15 protein-coding genes, 1 other RNA gene and 3 pseudogenes are annotated in these 18,322 nt (G+C 59.7%); 10 read left to right on the top strand and 9 right to left on the bottom strand.

Going from position 1 to position 18,322, the window contains the following annotated elements:
* The first annotated feature begins 39 nt into the window (after positions 1-39).
* Positions 40-706 (top strand): annotated as a pseudogene (locus tag LPU83_RS51650) (YiaD family glycine zipper/OmpA-like lipoprotein).
* A gap of 49 nt (positions 707-755) precedes the next feature.
* On the opposite strand, the gene LPU83_RS51645 reads toward LPU83_RS51650, so the two are convergent.
* A complete protein-coding gene (locus LPU83_RS51645) occupies positions 756-1,163 on the bottom strand; it encodes a DUF2000 family protein (protein WP_024313584.1) in 408 nt (135 codons plus the stop codon).
* Between the two features lie 84 nt (positions 1,164-1,247).
* Between LPU83_RS51645 and LPU83_RS51640 the strand changes: the two genes are divergently transcribed.
* Positions 1,248-2,084: an AraC family transcriptional regulator gene (locus tag LPU83_RS51640; RefSeq protein WP_374046181.1), complete on the top strand. Its 837-nt coding sequence runs from the start codon at positions 1,248-1,250 to the stop codon at positions 2,082-2,084.
* On the opposite strand, the gene LPU83_RS51635 is transcribed toward LPU83_RS51640, so the two are convergent.
* Both LPU83_RS51635 and LPU83_RS51630 read right to left on the bottom strand, forming a co-directional pair.
* Entirely contained in the window at positions 2,044-3,138 is a 1,095-nt protein-coding gene (locus LPU83_RS51635; protein WP_024313582.1) for an AbrB family transcriptional regulator, read from the bottom strand. The genes LPU83_RS51640 and LPU83_RS51635 overlap by 41 nt on opposite strands.
* Before the next feature lie 163 nt (positions 3,139-3,301).
* Entirely contained in the window at positions 3,302-4,204 is a 903-nt protein-coding gene (locus tag LPU83_RS51630; protein WP_024313581.1) for a LysR family transcriptional regulator, read from the bottom strand.
* 99 nt (positions 4,205-4,303) lie between these two features.
* On the opposite strand from LPU83_RS51630, the pseudogene LPU83_RS51625 reads away from it, so the two are divergent.
* The 4 genes and pseudogenes from LPU83_RS51625 to LPU83_RS51610 all read left to right on the top strand — a co-directional run bounded on the left by LPU83_RS51625 (position 4,304) and on the right by LPU83_RS51610 (position 11,396).
* Positions 4,304-5,339: pseudogene (locus LPU83_RS51625) on the top strand (aldo/keto reductase).
* Between the two features lie 107 nt (positions 5,340-5,446).
* Complete coding sequence (locus LPU83_RS51620) at positions 5,447-6,859, top strand: FAD-binding oxidoreductase (RefSeq protein ID WP_024313580.1); 1,413 nt, start codon at positions 5,447-5,449, stop codon at positions 6,857-6,859.
* Between the two features lie 183 nt (positions 6,860-7,042).
* Entirely contained in the window at positions 7,043-10,786 is a 3,744-nt protein-coding gene (locus LPU83_RS51615) for an AsmA family protein (protein ID WP_024313579.1), read from the top strand.
* Positions 10,787-10,988: 202 nt separating this feature from the next.
* Positions 10,989-11,396: a hypothetical protein gene (locus tag LPU83_RS51610; RefSeq protein ID WP_231052280.1), complete on the top strand. Its 408-nt coding sequence runs from the start codon at positions 10,989-10,991 to the stop codon at positions 11,394-11,396.
* A gap of 1 nt (position 11,397) precedes the next feature.
* Here the strand turns inward: LPU83_RS51610 and LPU83_RS51605 are convergent, their stop codons facing one another.
* From LPU83_RS51605 to cmoA, 6 genes and pseudogenes are all read right to left on the bottom strand, one after another.
* A complete protein-coding gene (locus LPU83_RS51605; RefSeq protein ID WP_024313577.1) occupies positions 11,398-11,616 on the bottom strand; it encodes a ribbon-helix-helix domain-containing protein in 219 nt (72 codons plus the stop codon).
* Positions 11,617-11,713: 97 nt separating this feature from the next.
* Positions 11,714-11,908: a DUF4169 family protein gene (locus LPU83_RS51600; protein ID WP_024313576.1), complete on the bottom strand. Its 195-nt coding sequence runs from the start codon at positions 11,906-11,908 to the stop codon at positions 11,714-11,716.
* A gap of 51 nt (positions 11,909-11,959) precedes the next feature.
* Positions 11,960-12,469: an SspB family protein gene (locus tag LPU83_RS51595; protein WP_024313575.1), complete on the bottom strand. Its 510-nt coding sequence runs from the start codon at positions 12,467-12,469 to the stop codon at positions 11,960-11,962.
* A 127-nt stretch (positions 12,470-12,596) separates the two neighbouring features.
* Positions 12,597-12,966, bottom strand: a transfer-messenger RNA (tmRNA) gene (gene ssrA / locus LPU83_RS51590).
* A 57-nt stretch (positions 12,967-13,023) separates the two neighbouring features.
* Complete coding sequence (locus tag LPU83_RS51585) at positions 13,024-13,626, bottom strand: methyltransferase family protein (RefSeq protein ID WP_231052281.1); 603 nt, start codon at positions 13,624-13,626, stop codon at positions 13,024-13,026.
* Positions 13,627-13,774: 148 nt separating this feature from the next.
* Positions 13,775-14,482 (bottom strand): annotated as a pseudogene (cmoA, locus tag LPU83_RS51580) (carboxy-S-adenosyl-L-methionine synthase CmoA); the annotation flags it as partial.
* A gap of 317 nt (positions 14,483-14,799) precedes the next feature.
* Between cmoA and LPU83_RS51575 the strand changes: the two are divergent.
* The 4 genes from LPU83_RS51575 (at position 14,800) to hflC (ending at position 18,291) form a co-directional block, all read left to right on the top strand.
* Positions 14,800-15,594 carry a thymidylate synthase gene (locus LPU83_RS51575; protein ID WP_024313574.1) on the top strand — a complete coding sequence of 265 codons (795 nt, stop codon included), beginning with the start codon at positions 14,800-14,802 and terminating at the stop codon, positions 15,592-15,594.
* Positions 15,595-15,606: 12 nt separating this feature from the next.
* A complete protein-coding gene (locus LPU83_RS51570; RefSeq protein ID WP_024313573.1) occupies positions 15,607-16,122 on the top strand; it encodes a dihydrofolate reductase in 516 nt (171 codons plus the stop codon).
* A 153-nt stretch (positions 16,123-16,275) separates the two neighbouring features.
* Positions 16,276-17,361: an FtsH protease activity modulator HflK gene (hflK, locus tag LPU83_RS51565; RefSeq protein WP_024313572.1), complete on the top strand. Its 1,086-nt coding sequence runs from the start codon at positions 16,276-16,278 to the stop codon at positions 17,359-17,361.
* A 3-nt stretch (positions 17,362-17,364) separates the two neighbouring features.
* Complete coding sequence (gene hflC / locus LPU83_RS51560) at positions 17,365-18,291, top strand: protease modulator HflC (protein WP_024313571.1); 927 nt, start codon at positions 17,365-17,367, stop codon at positions 18,289-18,291.
* Positions 18,292-18,322 lie beyond the last annotated feature (31 nt).

The following is an 18,322-nucleotide window of genomic DNA, read 5'->3' as shown; positions in this document are numbered from 1 at the left end:
ACTGGTCGCATCAACACCGAATTGGAGATACCGCTGTCCATGATCAAGAAATTCATACTTTTGTCTGTTGCTGCAACTTACCTTAGCGCTTGCACCACGACCGACCCCTATACGGGCGAGCAGAAGATGTCGAACACGTCAGGCGGGGCACTGCTGGGTGCCGGCGTTGGCGCGCTTGCTGGCCTGGCTGTCGGCGGCTCGCCGGTTGGACGTCGCAACGCCGCGCTGATTGGCGCCGGCGTCGGCGCGCTCGCGGGCGGTGCGGTCGGCAATTACATGGACCAGCAGGAATCCGAACTGCGCGCTCAGCTCCAGGGAACCGGCATCTCGGTCACCCGCCGCGGCGACAACATCATCCTCAACATGCCGTCCAACATCACGTTCGATGTTGATCAGGATGCCGTGAAGGCTGGGTTCTACCCGACGCTGAACTCTGTGGCGATCGTCTTGCGCAAGTTCAACCGCACGCTGATCGACGTAAACGGTCACACCGACTCCACCGGCAGCCTGCAGCACAATCAGGATCTGTCCGCAGCGCCGCGCGATGTCAGTTGCCGACTATCTCGGCACCCAGGGCATCGATCCGCGCCGCGTTTCGGCCGTCGGCTTCGGACCGTCGCAACCGGTCGCCTCCAACGCCTCGGAAGCCGGCCGCGCCCAGAACCGCCGCGTCGAAATCCAGATCGCGCCTGTCACCCAGAGCTGATCAACATTGCAGGCATGAAAACGGCCGGGCCAACGCCCGGCCGTTTTCGTTATTGGTGCATCGTCGCGCCCTTGGTGATCTTGTCGACGATCTTCTTCTCCGCCCTGATGGCAATGCCGACAACCTTGGCATCATCAGGTGCATACTCGGCAAAGACAGCTCTGTTGGCGGCGTCGTGGCCGGTTGCGAACATCTCCTCGATAAACAGCGAGGAGGTTATGCCGCGCTCCAAAGAACGGCGGTGGATCGTCGATAGCGTCTCGCCCTCGGCCGACAAAACGATGATCGGCTGGATGGAAAGCGGATGGTAGAGATTGCCGGCGCGATCCTTGTAGGCCTCGCCGATGATCTCGGGATTGTGTCCGGCAAGGCCGCTCATCAGGAAGGCGGTGACGTTCAGCTTTTGCCAGGATGCAAGATTGTTTCGCAGAACGATTGCAATTTTGGTATCAAACATTCCAGTCTCTTTCATGCGGGGTCGAAAGTCGCGTTGGACCAGGATGTAAGCAATCACGCCTTCGAAGGTCTTGAACGTTTGTGCATGGAGCCCGGCACAGACGGGATCCTGACCGCACCGGCCTTTCCGGGCATCGAGCGGATCGAGGCGCAATTTTCAGGCAATGCCTTCGAGCCGCATCGCCACGATACTTATGCTCTAGGGGTCACGATCAAGGGCGTGCAGACTTTTTCCTATCGAGGCAAGCGGCGCTTCAGCATGCCTGGGCAGGTGATCGTCCTCCACCCCGATGAAGAGCATGATGGCGGTGCGGGCACAGATGACGGGCTGCAATATCGTATGCTGTATCTGGAACCGGCGCTATTGTTCGAATGCCTGGACGCCGAGAAGATCGGGCTGCCGTTCGTCGATGAACCGGTGATCGGGGATCCCATCCTGGCCGACACATTGCTCGCCGCTCTTGGCGAACTGGATCGCGAACTCGATGAGCTTTTCGTCGATGACTTCGTTTCGCGTGTTGCGGGCGGACTTGCCAAGCACGCAAGGACACCACTGCGGCCGCTCGCCAACGTGGCGTGGGAGCGCACACGATTGGCGCGGGACTATCTCGAAGCACATGCGACAGAAGCTGTGCGGTCCGGCGAATTGGAGGTTGTCACCGGCCTCGACCGTTTTTCCCTCGCGCGGCATTTCAGGGCCGCCTTTGCAACCAGTCCGCATCGGTATCTTCTTATGCGGCGGCTCCAGCAGGCACGCGTCATGATCGGAGCGGGCGAAGGACTTTCTGATGTTGCCGCGGCAACCGGTTTTGCAGATCAGAGCCATCTGACCCGCCATTTCAAGAAGGCCTATGGTCTGACGCCGGGCCAATGGGCAGGCCTCAGACGGGTTTCTCCGCAAGGCCGGAGCGCCGCGCGATAAAGCGAGCCAGCATCGGACCGGTAAACAGGATCACGAGGAAGCGGCCGGTTTGCATCGCCATCACGAAGGGCACGTCGACATCGCTGGACGCTGCAATGATGGCGACGGAATCTGCGCCCCCTGGGCTGGTCGCCAGATAGGCCGTGAGCGGATCGACGCCGGCGAATTTGTGCAAGGCAAAGGCCATGCAGCCGCAGATCGACATCAGCAACAGGATGGAGGCAGCAACGCGGGGCAGGGCACGAGCGGCGTGCATGACGATGCCACGGGTAAAGCGCAGGCCGATATTCCAGCCGATCAGGGCATAGCTGATCGCCAGAAGCCATAGCGGCAGCTCGATCGTCAGCAGACCAAAGCCTTGCAGCAGCGAGCCGAGAACCAAAGGCACGGTGATCGTACCGCCCTGGATGCGAAAGCGGACGGCAACATAAGCTGACAGGCAGGTGAGGGCGATGGTAGCGGCAAGCGCCTGCCAGTCGACTGGAGGGAAGAGGATGAATGCCGGCGGTTTGCCGCCATCGGCGGCAACCCAGAGGCGGGAAACGACCGAGGCCGCCACAGCAACAAAGACCACACGCAGATACTGCATGAAGGCGACGAGGCGGGCGTCGGCGCCGTAGGCCTCGGACATGATGACCATTGCGGAAGCGGCGCCGGGAGACGAGCCCCAAACGGCCGTCGTTCCCGGCAAAACCTGCCAGCGTGTCAGCAGCCAGCCAAGGCCTGCCGCCGCGACGATGACGGAAAGGATCATTGCGAGAAAGAGCGGCGCATCGGTCGCCATCGTCTTCAGGATATCGACCGTGATGGCGCGTGCCATCAGGAAGCCCACGAGCGCCTGCCCGAAGAGGAGCGGCCAGCGCGGCACGCGAAGCGATCCCTGGCCCATGGACAAAGCAAGGATAATCGCCGCCACCATCGGACCGATAAGGAGCGAAGCCGGTAGACCGAGCATTTCGAGCCCGACGACGAGCAGGGTCGAGATGCTGAGCAAGAGTACCCACCGCGGCAGGCTGGCGTATCGAAGAAAGCGGCTGGCATCGTACAACGGCATGATCCCATGCATGTCTTGCCAATGCTGAAACTGCAATCGAGGCGAAGCAGGGGAGCAGCACTGGCGGGTAAAAAGACCGGCCGGAGAAGCCGGAGGACACTGCGCCGATATAGGCGCCAGCCATGGAAGGGGTCAATTGCGAAATCCTATAGGTTTCGCAGTGTTAGAGACTGACGTGCTCCGCCAGGAAGTCGAGCAGAGCCCGCACGCGAGCCGGCAATGGACCGCCTTGGCCGATATAGACGGCGTAGAATTCCTCAATGTCGCCTGGATTGATATCCTCAAGAACCGGCACCAGCCTGCCCGCCTCGATATCGGCGCGTACGGTGAAGTTGGCGAGCCGCACGAGGCCCGCTCCTGACACGGCCATGTATCGCATCGCTTCACCGTCACCAACCTGCACGCCTGGCGTGATCGGCAGCGTGACGGTTTCGCCGTCATGGCGCAGAGGCCAGCCCTGGACGCTGCGCGCATAAGAAAAACCAATGCGGCGGTGCTGCTTCAGGTTGTCGACGGATTTCGGCTCGCCGAAACGCTTCAGATAGGCCGGCGATGCGACGATGACTTTGCGGGTGACGCCGAGCTTGCGGGCGATCAGGCTGGAGCTCTTCAGCGGTCCGGCGCGGATTGCGACATCGGCTCGATCCTCCACGAGATCAACGATGGCGTCGGTATGCGAGATGTCGAGTGTGATGGCGGGATGCAGCGCCAGAAAGTCTGAAACCAGCGGCGCAAGGATATGATGGCCGAAAGACGCGCTGGTGTTGATGCGAATGGGACCAGCAGCCTGTTCGCCGGCGGACGCATAGCGCTCGGCCTCCGCTATGTCCGCAAGGATGGAAACGCTGCGCTCGTAGAAGGCGGAGCCTTCCGGCGTCAGGTGCAGCTTGCGGGTCGAACGGTTGACGAGGCGGGCACCGAGGCGTGCCTCAAGCCGCGCGACGAGCTTGCTGACGGCGGATGGTGTCATGCGGCAGGCGCGAGCCGCGGCCGTGAAGCCGCCGAGCTCGACGGCGCGCACGAAGACCTCCATTTCGCCGGAGCGATTGATGTCTTGTCGGCTCATGATGAATTCAATTCATGGATGGTTTTCCTTCCGGTAAGCTATATCACCGTAAATTCAGTGTCTATCTCTTCTGAGGACAACAACAGGAGGTGACCGACCATGGAATACAGAAATCTCGGCGCATCCGGCCTCAGGGTGCCGGTCTTGAGTTTCGGCGCAGGAACCTTCGGTGGCGCGGGCCCGCTCTTCGGGGCATGGGGCAATACCGATGCTGCGGAAGCGCGGCGACTGATTGATATCTCGATGGAAGCGGGCGTCAATCTCTTCGACACGGCAGATGTCTATTCGGCCGGTGCCTCCGAGGAGGTCCTTGGCCAGGCGATCGCCGGTCGGCGCGATGCGGTGCTGATCTCGACCAAAATTGCCTTGCCGATGGGCGATGGACCTGCGGATTGGGGAACGTCGCGCGCACGGCTGATCCGCTCCACGGACGAGGCGCTGAAGCGGCTGGGAACGGACTACATCGATCTGCTGCAGCTTCATGCGTTCGACGCCTCGACTCCCATCGAGGAGGTGCTTGCAACGCTGGACGGCCTGATCGCGGCAGGCAAAATCCGCTACATCGGCGTCTCTAATTTCTCGGGATGGCAACTGATGAAGTCGCTCGGCATTGCGCAGCGTCAAGGCCATCCGCGCTATGTTGCGCATCAGGTCTACTATTCCCTCGCAGGTCGCGACTACGAATGGGAACTGATGCCGCTCGCTGCCGACCAGGGCGTAGGCGCGCTGGTATGGAGTCCGCTTGCCCTGGGGGCGTCTCACCGGCAAGATCCGACGCGGCCAGCCGCTGCCGGAGGGTAGCCGTCTGCACCAGACGGCCCATTACGGGCCTCCGGTCGATGACCAGAAGCTCTACGATATCATCGATGCGCTCCTGGAGATTTCCGAAGAGACCGGCAACACCGTTCCGCAGATCGCGCTCAATTGGCTCATCGGCCGTCCGACCGTCGCCAGCGTTATCATCGGTGCGCGCAACGAGGAGCAGCTTCGGCAGAATCTCGGTGCCGTCGGTTGGTCTTTGTCGAAGGAGCAGGTGGAAAAGCTCGATAAAGCCAGTGCCGTGACCGCGCCCTATCCGTACTTTCCGTACCGCAGGCAGGAAGCGTTTGCGCGGCTCAATCCGCCGTTGGTCTAAGCGGTGCTCGACAGAGAACCGTTCTCGCTAATCCTGCACTAGACAGGCGCCGTCTCTTGTCCCATACCAACCTGCCTCCGGCAGCGAAGGTGAAGGAGATCAAAGAGATGGCGCTCAAAGATGCAAAAACCGGAACACGGAACGAGGCAGGCATCGCCGCCGCTCTTGGCGCTCTGAAGCAGAGCTTTGGCGAGCGCTTTCAGACCGGCCAAGCCTTTCGCGCACAGCACGCGCACACCACCACCTACATCCCGGCGCAGCTGCCCGACGGCGTGCTACTTGCCGAGGGCAGTGACGATGTGAAGGCCGCGGTGAAGATCTGCGCCGAACATAAGGTGCCCGTCATTGGCTTTGGCACCGGTTCGTCGCTGGAGGGGCAGGTCAATGCCCCCAATGGCGGCATATCGATCGATTTCAGCCGGATGAACCGGATTCTTGAAGTCAATGCGGAAGATCTCGACTGCACCGTCGAGCCAGGTGTGACCCGTGAGGAGCTCAATACGTATCTCCGCGATACCGGACTGTTTTTCCCCATCGATCCCGGGGCAAATGCCTCGATCGGCGGCATGACCTCGACGCGGGCGTCGGGAACGAATGCCGTGCGCTACGGCACCATGAAGGACAATGTGCTCGCCGTGACGGCGGTGACTGCGAATGGGGAAGAAATCCGCACCGCGCGACGCGCACGCAAGTCGTCCGCCGGCTATGACATGACCCGGCTCTTCGTCGGTGCGGAAGGTACGCTTGGCATTTTGACCTCCGTCACGCTGCGGCTGCAGGGTATTCCGCAGAAGATCGGCGGCGCCGTCTGCGCGTTTCCGACCGTTCGGGCTGCCTGTGATGCGGTGATCATGACCATCCAGATGGGTATTCCCGTTGCCCGCATCGAACTTCTCGATGCCCTGCAAATCCGCGCCTGCAATGCCTATTCAAAGCTGAGCTATGAGGAAAAGCCGACACTCTTCCTTGAGTTTCATGGCACGGACGAAACCGTTGCATTGCAATCGGAGCAGTTTGCTGAGATTGCCGCAGAATGCGGCGGTGGCAAATTCTCATGGACGGTCAACGCCGACGAACGCAGCAAGCTCTGGAAGGCACGGCATGATGCCTACTGGGCATCGCGCGCGCTGGCGCCTGAAATGGCCGCGCTCTCGACGGACGTTTGCGTGCCGATTTCCCGCCTTGCCGATTGCATCGGCGAGACGCAGGCCGATATCGAGGAACATGGTCTGCTGGCGATGATCGTCGGGCATGCCGGTGACGGGAACTTCCATGTGCTCCTGTTGTTTGACGACAAGACGGAGGAGGGCATTGCTGTGGCTGAAGCCTTTGTCGGCCGGCTCAACGCCCGCGCTTTGGCGATGGACGGTACCTGCACCGGAGAGCACGGCATCGGCCAAGGCAAGATGGCGTTCCTTGAAGAGGAGCTTGGGGGCACGGTCGATCTCATGCGGCAGGTCAAGAAGGCGCTCGATCCGGATGATATTTTCAATCCGGGCAAGATATTCCACCGTGCCTGAAAACGAACACTCTGTTGCGCTTGTCTGTCAGGCGAGACCGACTGAGAGGGAAATGACCGGGCGTGAGGCGAATTCATCTCGAAATCAAGTAAATAGAGCACGATGTTGCCGGAAAGCTGCTTCACAGCTTTCGGTATCATGCTCTAGTGTCCGCGATGGATTCCCAAATGGAGAAGTGTTGAGTTGGTAGGCCGGTTCCTCGTCTTTTTGGGCGGAGTGATTGTCGTGGCGCTGTTCGTGGCGCTGCTGGCGCCGCTGTTTATCGACTGGACGGACTTTCGAAAGAATTTCGAGGATCAGGCGAGCCGCATCATCGGCAAAAAGGTCATCGTCTACGGTGCGGTGGATGCGCGGCTGTTGCCGTTTCCCTCCGTGACCCTGCATGACGTGCGCGTCGGGCAGGAGCTTGACGGATCGCCGATCGTGCAGGTCGAACAGTTCTCGATGGATGCGGAACTCGCGCCGTTCCTCTCGGGCGAGGCGCTGATCTTCGACATGCGCGTGGTCAACCCGAAGGTGAAGCTGAGGCTCCTGAAAGACGGCACACTCGACTGGACCCGCGGCAGCCGACCTGAAATTCCGGCCAGGACGGTTATTCTCGAGAATGTTCACGTCAGCGGCGGCGATGTCCAGTTCATCGACGATCAGTCGGGACGGTCGCGACACATTACGGGCCTGAATGCCGAAATGTCGGCGAAGTCGCTTGCCGGTCCATGGCGGATCGAGGGCGATGCGGCTCTGGATGGGGCGCATGGCAGCTTCACGATTGCCAGTAATCAGCTGGATGAGAACGGAATCCTGCGGATGCGCACGCGGCTGCAGCCCGATAAGCAGCCGGTGACGGTGGATCTCGACGGGGAATTGAAGCTCGTCGACCGCAAACCGAACTATCAGGGAACGGTGTCGGCTTCGATCGAAAACCGGAATGGCAAGAAGGCCGACAAGGCCGATGTGCCTCCGCGATTGAAGGGGAAGTTCGAACTTACCAACGAGAGCGTTCGCATACCGGAATATCGTTTGGAGGTCGGGGCGACAGACGATCCCTACGTCGTCACCGGGGAGGCGACGCTCGACACCGGAAGCAAGCCGCAATTCCTGTTGATTGCGAACGGCCAGCAGATCGATGTCAATCGCATCGGCAATCAAGGTGCGAACGGCAAGACCACCCGTGATGCCGGCCTTTCGGCCCGGCAGCGCTTGAACGCGCTGATCCAGATTGTTTCGCAAGTGCCGGTGCCGCAGGTGCCGGGTAAGGCGAGCGTTCGATTGCCGGCGATCGTGGCGGGAGACACGACAATCCGCGACATTCAGCTCGATGTCGAACCCGCTGGCAAGGGCTGGACGATCGACAATGTGGTCGGCACGCTGCCGGGTCGTACGCAGGTGGAAGGCCAAGGCAAGCTCAATCTGCAGGGGCAGGCATCCTTCGTTGGGCAGATCACAGTGGCATCCAATCAGCCCACTGGCCTTGCGGCCTGGCTTGCAGGCTCCGTCGATCCCGCGATCCGGCAACTGCGGCAGGCGGGTTTTTCCGCAGATGTTAGCCTCACGCACGAGCGCCAGACGTTCAGCAACCTGGAAATTGCCGTTGGGCAGGCGACACTCAAGGGCAGGCTGGACCGACAGGTGGTGGCCAATCAGGCGCCGACGCTGGATGTGGCGCTTGCCGGCGATGCACTCGATCTGGATGCGCTGCGTGCGCTGACAGGATTGTTCACGGGTCAGGATGCCGGCGACAACGTGCTCGATCACAAAATCAATGCACAGCTCAAGGCCGACAAGTTTACAGCCTTTGGCGTTGAAGCGGCCGATGTCGAGACACGTTTTGCAATTGCCGATGGCGCTCTCGCGGTCGAGAAGCTTTCCGTCAAGAATCTGGCGGGTGCCGAAGTGACGGCGACCGGCCGCGCCGAAGGATCGCTGCTCGACTACAAGGGCTCTGGGGAAATCACCTTCAAATCGGCCGATCCGGGCGCGTTCTTCACGATGCTGAAGCAGCATTTGCCGCCGCATCCGGTCATGGACCGGCTCGTTCGTAACGCCGCGTGGTACACGAATACCGCACTGCGCGGAGCGTTGACGCTCGGTGGTGACGAGGGCGACGGTCTGACCCTGACGTTGGCCGGGGTGAGCAACGGCAGCCGTGTCAATCTCGACTACCGCATGTCGGATCTTCTGGCGCTGACAGGCAAGGGCACGACGAGCCTTGAGGCGACGCTCGAAAACAGCGTCACCTCCATCCTGTTCGGGCAGGCCGGTCTCGATCCGTTGCCGGTCGAAGCCGACGCCAACGGGCGCCTGACTCTCAAGGTGCAGGCAGAGGGAACCGATCCCGCCGACGCACAGCTGACGTTTGCCACTGATCGCACCTCCTTTACGGCCGGCGGGAAGGTCGATGTTCGCCCGCAAGCCTTCATGAACGGACAGCTTGCGGTGTCTCTGGAGAGTGCGGACCTTGATCCGTATCTTGTCATGAACGGTATCGCCGTGCCGCAGATGGGCACCGGCCTGCCGTTCAAGCTGACGACAAACGCGACCATTGATGGCGACAAGATTGCTTTTGCTGACATCGCCGGCCATGCCGCCGACAATGAGTTCAATGGCGCCCTGACCGTTGACCGCAAAGCGGAGAAGACGACGGCAACGGGTGAATTGGCGCTTTCCAAGGCCGATGCCGCGTGGCTCGGAGAAGCCATCTACGGGCCAATGACGGATGCGGCGACTGGCGATCTGTCGGCCGGCGCGCTGGGCTTGCCAGTTTTCAAGGACATGGACGTCACCCTCAAGCTTTCCGCCAAGCAATTCTGGCCCGGTTGGTCGGGCGCTATTTCGGATTTCACCTCTGATGTGGCCTACAAGGGCGATGAACTGCAGCTGAACGGCATCAAGGGCGGCTGGGGTGGCGGCAGCCTCAACGGCAGCCTGCTGTTTACCAATGCCGATGGGACAGGCTTCTTCCAGACCAAGTTGGCGGTGACGGATGCGGATTTGGCTGGTGTCGTGTGGTCACGCGACGGAGCGCCCGTCGCAAATGGGAAGTTCGGGCTGGCACTCTCCACGGAAGCCTCCGGCAAGTCGATGAAGGACATCGTCGGTTCGCTGAACGGCTCCGGCGAGCTTCGGCTTGGAGATACCAGTGTTCGCGGTCTCAATCTCGGCATGCTGGCGCCGTTGCTGGCTGCGACCGATCCGATGCAGGATCAGTTGAATGCCGGCAAGGTTCATCCGATCGTTGAGACATTGCTCAACAACGGCGAGGCGAAACTGCCGCCGGCCGCTATTCCATTCAACGTGACGGATGGGGTTCTGCGCTTTCAGAACGTCAGCGTGACGACCGACCAGGCGACGGTCGTTGGCAACGGCCAGATCGATCTGCCGCAGGAGCGCATCAACGCGTCGCTCAACATTGCGCTGAATCCGGGCGGCGAGGTGCTTGCGGGCGCGGAGCCCGCCGTACGCCTCGACTTTTCGGGACTGCTCGCGTCGCCTGGACGAACCATGGATGTCACCGATATCACCGGCTATTTGTCGCTGCGTGCCTTCGAGCGTGAACGCCGGCGTGTCGAGCGTTTGCAGTCAAACGTTCTGGAAAAGCAGCGGTTGCGCCGCGAAGTCGCTCTCTACAAGTTCAATGACGCAGAGCGCCAAAAGGCTGCAGCCTTCGAGGCAGAGCGACGGGCCGAAGAGCAGCGTCTGAGAGCTTTGGCCGCACAGGCCGAGCGCGAGAGGCAGGCGGCTGAAGCGAAAGCAAAGGCCGAAGCAGAAGCAAAAACCAAAGCCGATGCCGAAGCACGCGCGAAGGCGGCGGAAGAGAAGGCTGCCGCGGATGCTGCGCGACGTGCTCAAGAGCAGCTTGCCGTTCCCCCCGAGAACTCTCTCAATTTCAAGACGATACCCGGGTTGCCCGGTGTGCAGATGCCGCAGTAGCGGATTTTATGGACGCTCTCAATGGTTGTATTTTGAGCGAATCTGGTTAGCTGGCGGGCATTGTGACGACTGGAGCCAGAATACTCGATGAGTTCGACCAGACTTATGTTGGCGCTTGTCGCCGCTCCGTGTTGGCCTGACGGTTGCCTCGCCGGCCGGTGCTGGGGCCGAGGACAGTATCCCGGCATTCTGGCACAAGAGCATGACCAATGATCCTGCCAGCAATCTCTACCTCGCAAAATTCACGCGACGGCTCAATACGCCGGAGGCCGGATTGCTGCGGACCGTTATCCTGTCGCTGATGGCGGGGCATGCCTGCAAGGGATCGGCAACAGACGAGGGCGCCGGGATCGCGTTTTTGAAACAGAACGGCTATTTCGAATTGCGCGGCAAAGCCTGGGACGACGCGAATTTTCTGGCACAGACCGAGTTCAAACAGTTCGACTACAGGGAGCTTGCACACCTCTGCGCAGGCATAGACTATCTCTTCGGCAACGACGGGATTATTGCAAGGAACGTCGTGTCGAAAGGCCTGGGCGAGCCAAGCTTCCCCTACGATCCGAACAATCCGTACATTCGGGTACCCGGCCTGCCGAAACGAGGGAAATGACCTAGCTCGCGCGCTTGGATTTCAGCCAGTGAAGGACATGAAGGCGAAGCGCTGAGGAGAGGTTGCTCTCCGGCTGCCGTTGATCGTCGATATCGGAGATCAGGGCTGCGAGCGGGACGGCGCGCGCCTTGGCAATTGCGTTCAGCTCGGTCCAGAATTCGTCTTCCAGGGAAAAGCTGGTGCGGTGGCCGTGCAGAGTAGCGGAGTGCTTGCGGATCATCGCCAGGCTTCAGAATTCGATCCAACGTGCTGAGGAAACGATTCCAGAAAACCAGCCAACTGACTGATGCGAGAATCCTTTTCGTTTCTCAAGACGCTCATATGTCGTCTTCGGATTTCTCGATCCGGCCTTGCTGATGAGAGCGTTCGGCCTTCTCATTGAGTGCCTTCGTGAGCTGCTTTTCGGCCTTGGTGCGGCCGAAAGAAATGCGGTTTTGCTCCGCCTGTTTCTCTTTCTCGGCGCGGGTCCGTTTCTTTTTGAATTGACGCAAATTGACGACTTCGGCGGTCACGGCTGGCCTCGATCGGAATTGAAAAAAGGGAAGAAATTGCTTCCCTTCGTTTTACTGTTTCTTTCGGAAGGCGTCGAGCGAGACGACCGAACCAGGCTTCTTTTCCTCGCCATCCGCCTTGCTGGCTGGCGTTTCCTCGGGCTTCTCGGCCGAGACCGGATAAGCAGTGATTTCGGCGTCCGGAAGCTCGTCGCCGTCAGCGAGAGGTACGTCGAACTCCAGCTCGAAGTTGACGGAGGGATCGTAGAAGCCACGGATAGCGTTGAACGGAATAAACAGCTTCTCCGGAACGTCCGAAAAGGAAAGGCCAATCTCGAACGTGGTCTCAGTGATCTTCAACTCCCAGAACTGGTGCTGAATGACGATTGTCATTTGTTCCGGATATTTCGACTTCAGGTGCTGCGAAATGCGAACACCCGGCGCGCCCGTGAGAAAGGTAATGAAGAAATGATGCTCGCCCGGCAGGCGACCCGTCGCGGCAACTTCAGACAAAACCTTGCGGATGACGCCACGCAGTGCGTCCTGTGCCAGAATGTCGTAACGGATGTGATCCTGCCCCATGCTTTCCTGTCTTTCTTTAGGTTCGGACTCGTTTCCCAAGGCTGTATGGCATGCCAAGACGCCCTGGAAAAGGCCTGAGCCGATTCATGCTTGACCAAACCATACATGATTTGCGCGCAAGGGAGAAGGTGAAGGCTTCTGTTGCCAGGTGCCTTCGGACCCCGCCTAGAGGTGCGAACCACTAGGGCTTTATTTGAAGTGTCACACCGCGATTAAGCAGCGAGACGAGCTTCCGCATAGTTGTCGTTTGCAACTACAATTTTAGCCCGATAACGGCGGTACAATGCCGAGCAAAAAGACGATCTTTACACCCTTGTCGATCCTGTTTCGCCCCCATCAAAAGCCGGCCATCTCATTGCAAGGTCGCCGGTTTTTGGTGGAGGCGCCGGGTACCGCCCCCGGGTCCAATAGGTTTATTACACCGCTCATTTATCGCCATAGCCGATCCGAAGACCGGCATGGCTGATATAGTGTTTTCCGTTTCGTATGGGAAGAGGCGTCGTCACAAAACCGTGTCGTAACGGAGCAGGAAAGAGAAAAGGTCGCTGGCCGCTCTAGGAGATGGCTTTCGGATCATTGAAGACACCACGCTTCTCGAGCAGACTGACCATTCCGGTCGCGGCTCCCACGACGGCCATAAAGAAGCCGAGAAGCGAGATGTAAGGCAGAGACAGCGCATTGGCTGCACCTGCAGCCCGGTAGATCTCGATCAGGAGAACAGCGAGCAGCGCGGCAGAGACAGTCGAATAGTCCTTCGCGATTACTCGCTTCACATTGAAGACCATCCCGCGGGTTGCCTGCGCAAAGTTGCTAAAACGTAGCATCCAGCGAGGGACGTCCGCACAGTAGGCCCGGTATGCATCTCCAAACTTGTCTTCGAGGAACGCTTCTTCGGCATAGACGATGCATTGGTAGATGAACATGAAGAGAGCTATGCCGACAATCACGACGGTCGGATTGCCGTGCAGCAGGAAGACCCCTGCGTAGACCAGCATGTTTCCGACATAGAGTGGATTGCGGCAAACGCCGAACATGCCTTCCGTCACGAGGTCGCTGGCGTAGACGCGCTTCTTCAAACCGCCCCGCTTGATATAGGCGTAGCCGATCACCGTTGCCCGCAGGGCCAGGCCGGAAAACACGATCAAAAGCGCGATCACGTCTTTGACACGCTCAGCGGTAACGCTTCCGCCGGGGGCGGCGACATCAGAAACAGGGCGACAATTATGAGCGGAAACACCTGGTTACGGTATTTGAAGAAGAAGTTCCCGATGTGGATCATGGTTGCTTTCATGTTGGCGCCCAGCCTCACTTGACGGCTATGATGCCGCAGAAATTGTACCAGCGGAAAAAGACCTCGACGCTGCGAAAGCCGACTTCCTTCAGAAGCTGCATGTTCTCTTCCAGACGATAGGGGATGAGCACGTTTTCGAGTGCTTCGCGCTTCAGCGATATCTCGATTTCGGAGTAACCGTTTCGTCGCTTGAAGTCGTAATAGTGGCGGATGAACAGGCGGTTGAAGGCGGTATCCTCGCTGGTCAACTTCTCGACGAGCAGCAGGCAACCCTGATCGTTCAGGCCGGAGAAGATCATCCTCATCACGCGCTCGCGAAACAGCGGGCGAATGAACTGCAGCGTCAGCAGCATGGTTACGACGCTGGCGTTCTCCATATAGAGACCCTGGTGAAGATCGACGACTTTCAGGTCCATCGGTCGCTGCGTGTCTGCATGCTGGATTTTCTGCGTCGCTTTTTTCAGCATGTCAGGGGCATTGTCGACGCCGATGAAATTGACGGTCGGATCGATCACTCGGTCGAGGGTGAGCAACGTGGTCGCCGTCGAACAGCCGATGTCGTAGAGATTGGTCTTCGGTTTGGCGTAGTCCTGCGCCAGCTCGCCGACCATCCGCTGCATTTCTTCGTAATACGGCACGGATCGGCTGACCATGTCGTCGAAAACATCGGCGACCTTCGCATTGAATGTGAAGTCGCCGATGGGCTGATCCTGCTGGGCGAATACTTCGTCGCGCCGCTATGCTTGTAGCTGCAATCGTACTGGGCTCTCGGCCATCATTTCCCCCCAAAACTTGCGGCTGGCCCCAAGGGGGGTCGGCGACATTGCCGCCAGTATCCTGATGGTGCTGATTCCCCGTGGAGCGCCCCCGCGCCGAGCACAGGGAGACATGTGAAGCTGACGATAACCTCAAAGTGCTGCGCGTCGCGGGTTGCATCCTGACAGGCAGGGCGGAGATTTGCCGGGATAAAGACAGCGCGGCGATTGGTTTCGTTGGTCAAAGCGCCTAAATAGGTAAGGAACGGAATCGGCGGCAAACGATGAAGCAGTATCTCGATCTCTTGAAGCATGTGATGGAACACGGAACAGATCGCGGGGACCGCACGGGCACCGGCACACGTTCCGTATTCGGCTATCAGATGCGGTTCGACCTGCAGGAAGGCTTTCCGGTTCTGACGACCAAAAAGCTGCACCTGCGTTCCATTATCCACGAACTTCTCTGGTTCCTGCGCGGCGACACCAATATCGGCTACCTCAAGGACAATGGCGTATCGATCTGGGACGAATGGGCCGACGAGAACGGCGACCTCGGACCGGTCTACGGCGCTCAGTGGCGCTCCTGGCCAGCTCCCGATGGCGGTCATATCGACCAGATCGCCAATCTCGTTGCTGGCATCGTCAAGAATCCGAATTCGCGCCGGCATATCGTTTCGGCGTGGAATCCAGCTGAGGTGGATGAGATGGCGTTGCCGCCGTGCCATTGCCTGTTCCAGTTCTACGTCGCCGACGGAAAGCTTTCCTGCCAGCTTTATCAGCGCTCTGCCGACATCTTCCTCGGCGTGCCCTTCAACATCGCCTCGTATGCACTGTTAACGATGATGGTGGCGCAGGTGACGGGGCTGAAGCTCGGCGATTTCGTCCACACGCTCGGCGATGCGCACCTTTATCACAACCACTTCGAGCAGGCGAAACTGCAGCTCACGCGTACGCCGAAGCCGTTGCCGTTCATGCGGATCAACGCCGAAGTGAACGATATCTTCGGCTTCATGTTCGATGATTTCGAGCTGATCGGCTATGAGGCCGATGCCAGCATCAAGGCGCCGATCGCGGTCTGATCAGGGACATCCATGTCGGGAATTCGCAAGACCATCGTGGTGGCCGTCTCCAAGAACGGCATCATCGGGCGAGACGGGGACATGCCCTGGCGGCTATCCACCGATCTTAAGCGATTCAAGGCGCTGACGCTGGGCAAGCCCGTCATTATGGGTCGGAAGACCTATGACTCGATCGGCAAACCGTTGCCTGGACGCGCGAATGTTGTCATCTCGCGCCAGGCGACTGCGATCGACCATCGGGATGTGCGCATGGCCGGTTCGCTGAACGAAGCCGTCAATCGTGCCGAGGAAATTGCCGCGCACAATGGCGAGGGCGAAATCTGCATCATCGGTGGTGGCCAAATATACGCGCAGGCCATCAATCTAGCCGATCGGCTGTGTGTGACGCACGTCGAAACCTTCGTTGAAGGCGACACCTCGTTTCCCGCGATTGACGCGACGCTCTGGAAGGTGACGGAGACGATCGATGTGCCAGCAGGCGACAAGGATAACTATCCTACGAGATTCGTCGTCTACGACAGGCGCTAAACGCTGAAAACCAACTATTTTCCAATAAATATCGTCAAGTTCCTCATGCTGCGTTGAAAGCAGCTGCGGCGATACCTATAACGGTCACGATCGCCAATATCCGCCGCCCCCGCGGGTTCGGCGATCGAGAGTTTAACGAATAACGAGGTTTTGATGCCCTGGAGCAATCAGAATGGCGGCGGCGGCCCTTGGGGCGGCGGCGGCGGTAACAATCAGGGACCATGGGGGCAAGGACCCAATCGCCCACGCGGGGGCGGCAAGGGCGGACCGCCCGATCTCGAGGATATCATCCGGCGCGGACAGGATCAGCTGCGCAACATTGTGCCTGGCGGGTTCAACGGCGGCGTGCTCGTCATTGTCGCTGCGATTTTGGTGGTGTTCTGGCTCTTCCAGTGCATCTACATCGTCCAGCCGGATGAGCGCGGCGTCGAATTGCGTTTCGGCAATCCGAAGGAAGAGATTTCCACACCTGGCCTGCATTTCCACCTATGGCCGATGGAAACCGTCGAAATCGTCAAGGTGACGATGCAGCAGCAGAACATAGGCGCCGCGTCGACGTCCTCCTCTTCGCCGAGCGGCCTGATGCTTTCCGGCGACCAGAACATCCTGAACGTTCAATTCTCCGTCTTCTTCACGGTCAGCGATCCGAAGGCCTATCTTTTCAACGTCGAGAATCCGGCCGAAACCCTGCAGCAGGTCGCCGAAAGCGCCATGCGCGAAGTCGTCGGTCGCCGTCCTGCCCAGGATGCGTTCCGTGACAATCGTCAACCGATCGAGACCGAAGTCGCCAATATCGTCCAGGGAACGATGGACCGTTACAGGGCTGGTATCTCCATCGGCGCCGTGACGATCCAGGACGTGGCGCCGCCGCGTGAAGTTGCCGATGCCTTCGAAGAAGTGCAGCGTGCCGACCAGGACAAGCAGCGACTGGTCGAAGAGGCCAATCAGTACGCCAACCAGAAGCTCGGTCAGGCGCGCGGTGACGCCGCCCAGATCCGTGAAGCCGCGGCAGCCTACAAGAACCGCGTCGTCAAGGAAGCTGAAGGTGAGGCGCAGCGCTTCGCGTCGATCAACGAACAATACGCGAAGGCGCCTGATGTCACCCGGACGCGCCTCTTCCTCGAAACGATGGAGCAAGTCCTGAAGAATTCCAAGAAGGTCGTGATCGACGAGAAGCAGGGGGTTGTGCCTTATCTGCCGCTGAACGAGATCGGCAAACCGGCACAGCAGGGAGGTTGAGCCATGACATCGAACAGGCTTCCTCTCATTCTCGGCATCCTCGCCGTCGTCTTGGTTGCGCTCTACTCTTCGGTCTTCGTGGTGAACGCGCGTGAGCAGGCAATCGTTGTCCGCTTCGGCCAGATCCAGTCGGTAAAGACCGAACCGGGTATTTACTTCAAGCTGCCGTTTGCCTTCATGGATGCCGACCGCGTCCAGATCGTCGAAAGACAGGCACTCCGCTTCGACCTCGACAACATTCGCGTCCAGGTTCGCGGTGGCGCGACCTTCGATGTCGATGCCTTCGTGGTCTATGACATCAGAGACGTGCGCAAGTTCCGCGAAACCGTCTCGGGCGATCGCGAGGCAGCGGAAGCGCGCCTTCGTACCCAGCTCGATTCTTCGCTACGCCGTGTCTACGGTCTGCGCGACTTCGATGCTGCGCTGTCGGAAGAGCGTGTGGCGATGATGCTTGAGGTTCGCGACGATCTGCATCGCGATGCCGAAGACCTCGGCCTCAACATTCAGGACGTGCGCATCCGTCGTACGGATCTGACGCGCGAAGTTGCGCCGAAGACCTATGACCGCATGCGCGCCGAGCGTCTTGCCGAAGCTGAACTCCTGCGCGCACAGGGTACGGAAGAGGGCCAGCGCCGCCGGGCTATCGCAGACAGGCAGGTGGTCGAGATCACTGCCGATGCGCAGCGTGATTCCGAAATCCTGCGTGGCCAAGGCGATGCCGAGCGGAACCGGTTGTTTGCGGATGCCTTCAGCAAGGATCCCGCCTTCTTCGAGTTCTATCGCTCGATGGCAGCCTATTCCACGGCTCTGACTTCTCAGGACACGACACTGGTGATCTCGCCAAACTCGCAGTTCTTCCGTTTCTTCAACGACGCAAGCGGCGCGCCACGAAACCCATCGCCGGCAATGCCGACCGCGCCGGCGAACTGATCGGCGCATCGGGACCTGCAAAAACACGAAG

It is taken from the genome of Rhizobium favelukesii (genome assembly GCF_000577275.2).
Lineage (GTDB): Bacteria > Pseudomonadota > Alphaproteobacteria > Rhizobiales > Rhizobiaceae > Rhizobium > Rhizobium favelukesii.
This window is presented reverse-complemented; position numbering and strand designations above follow the sequence as displayed.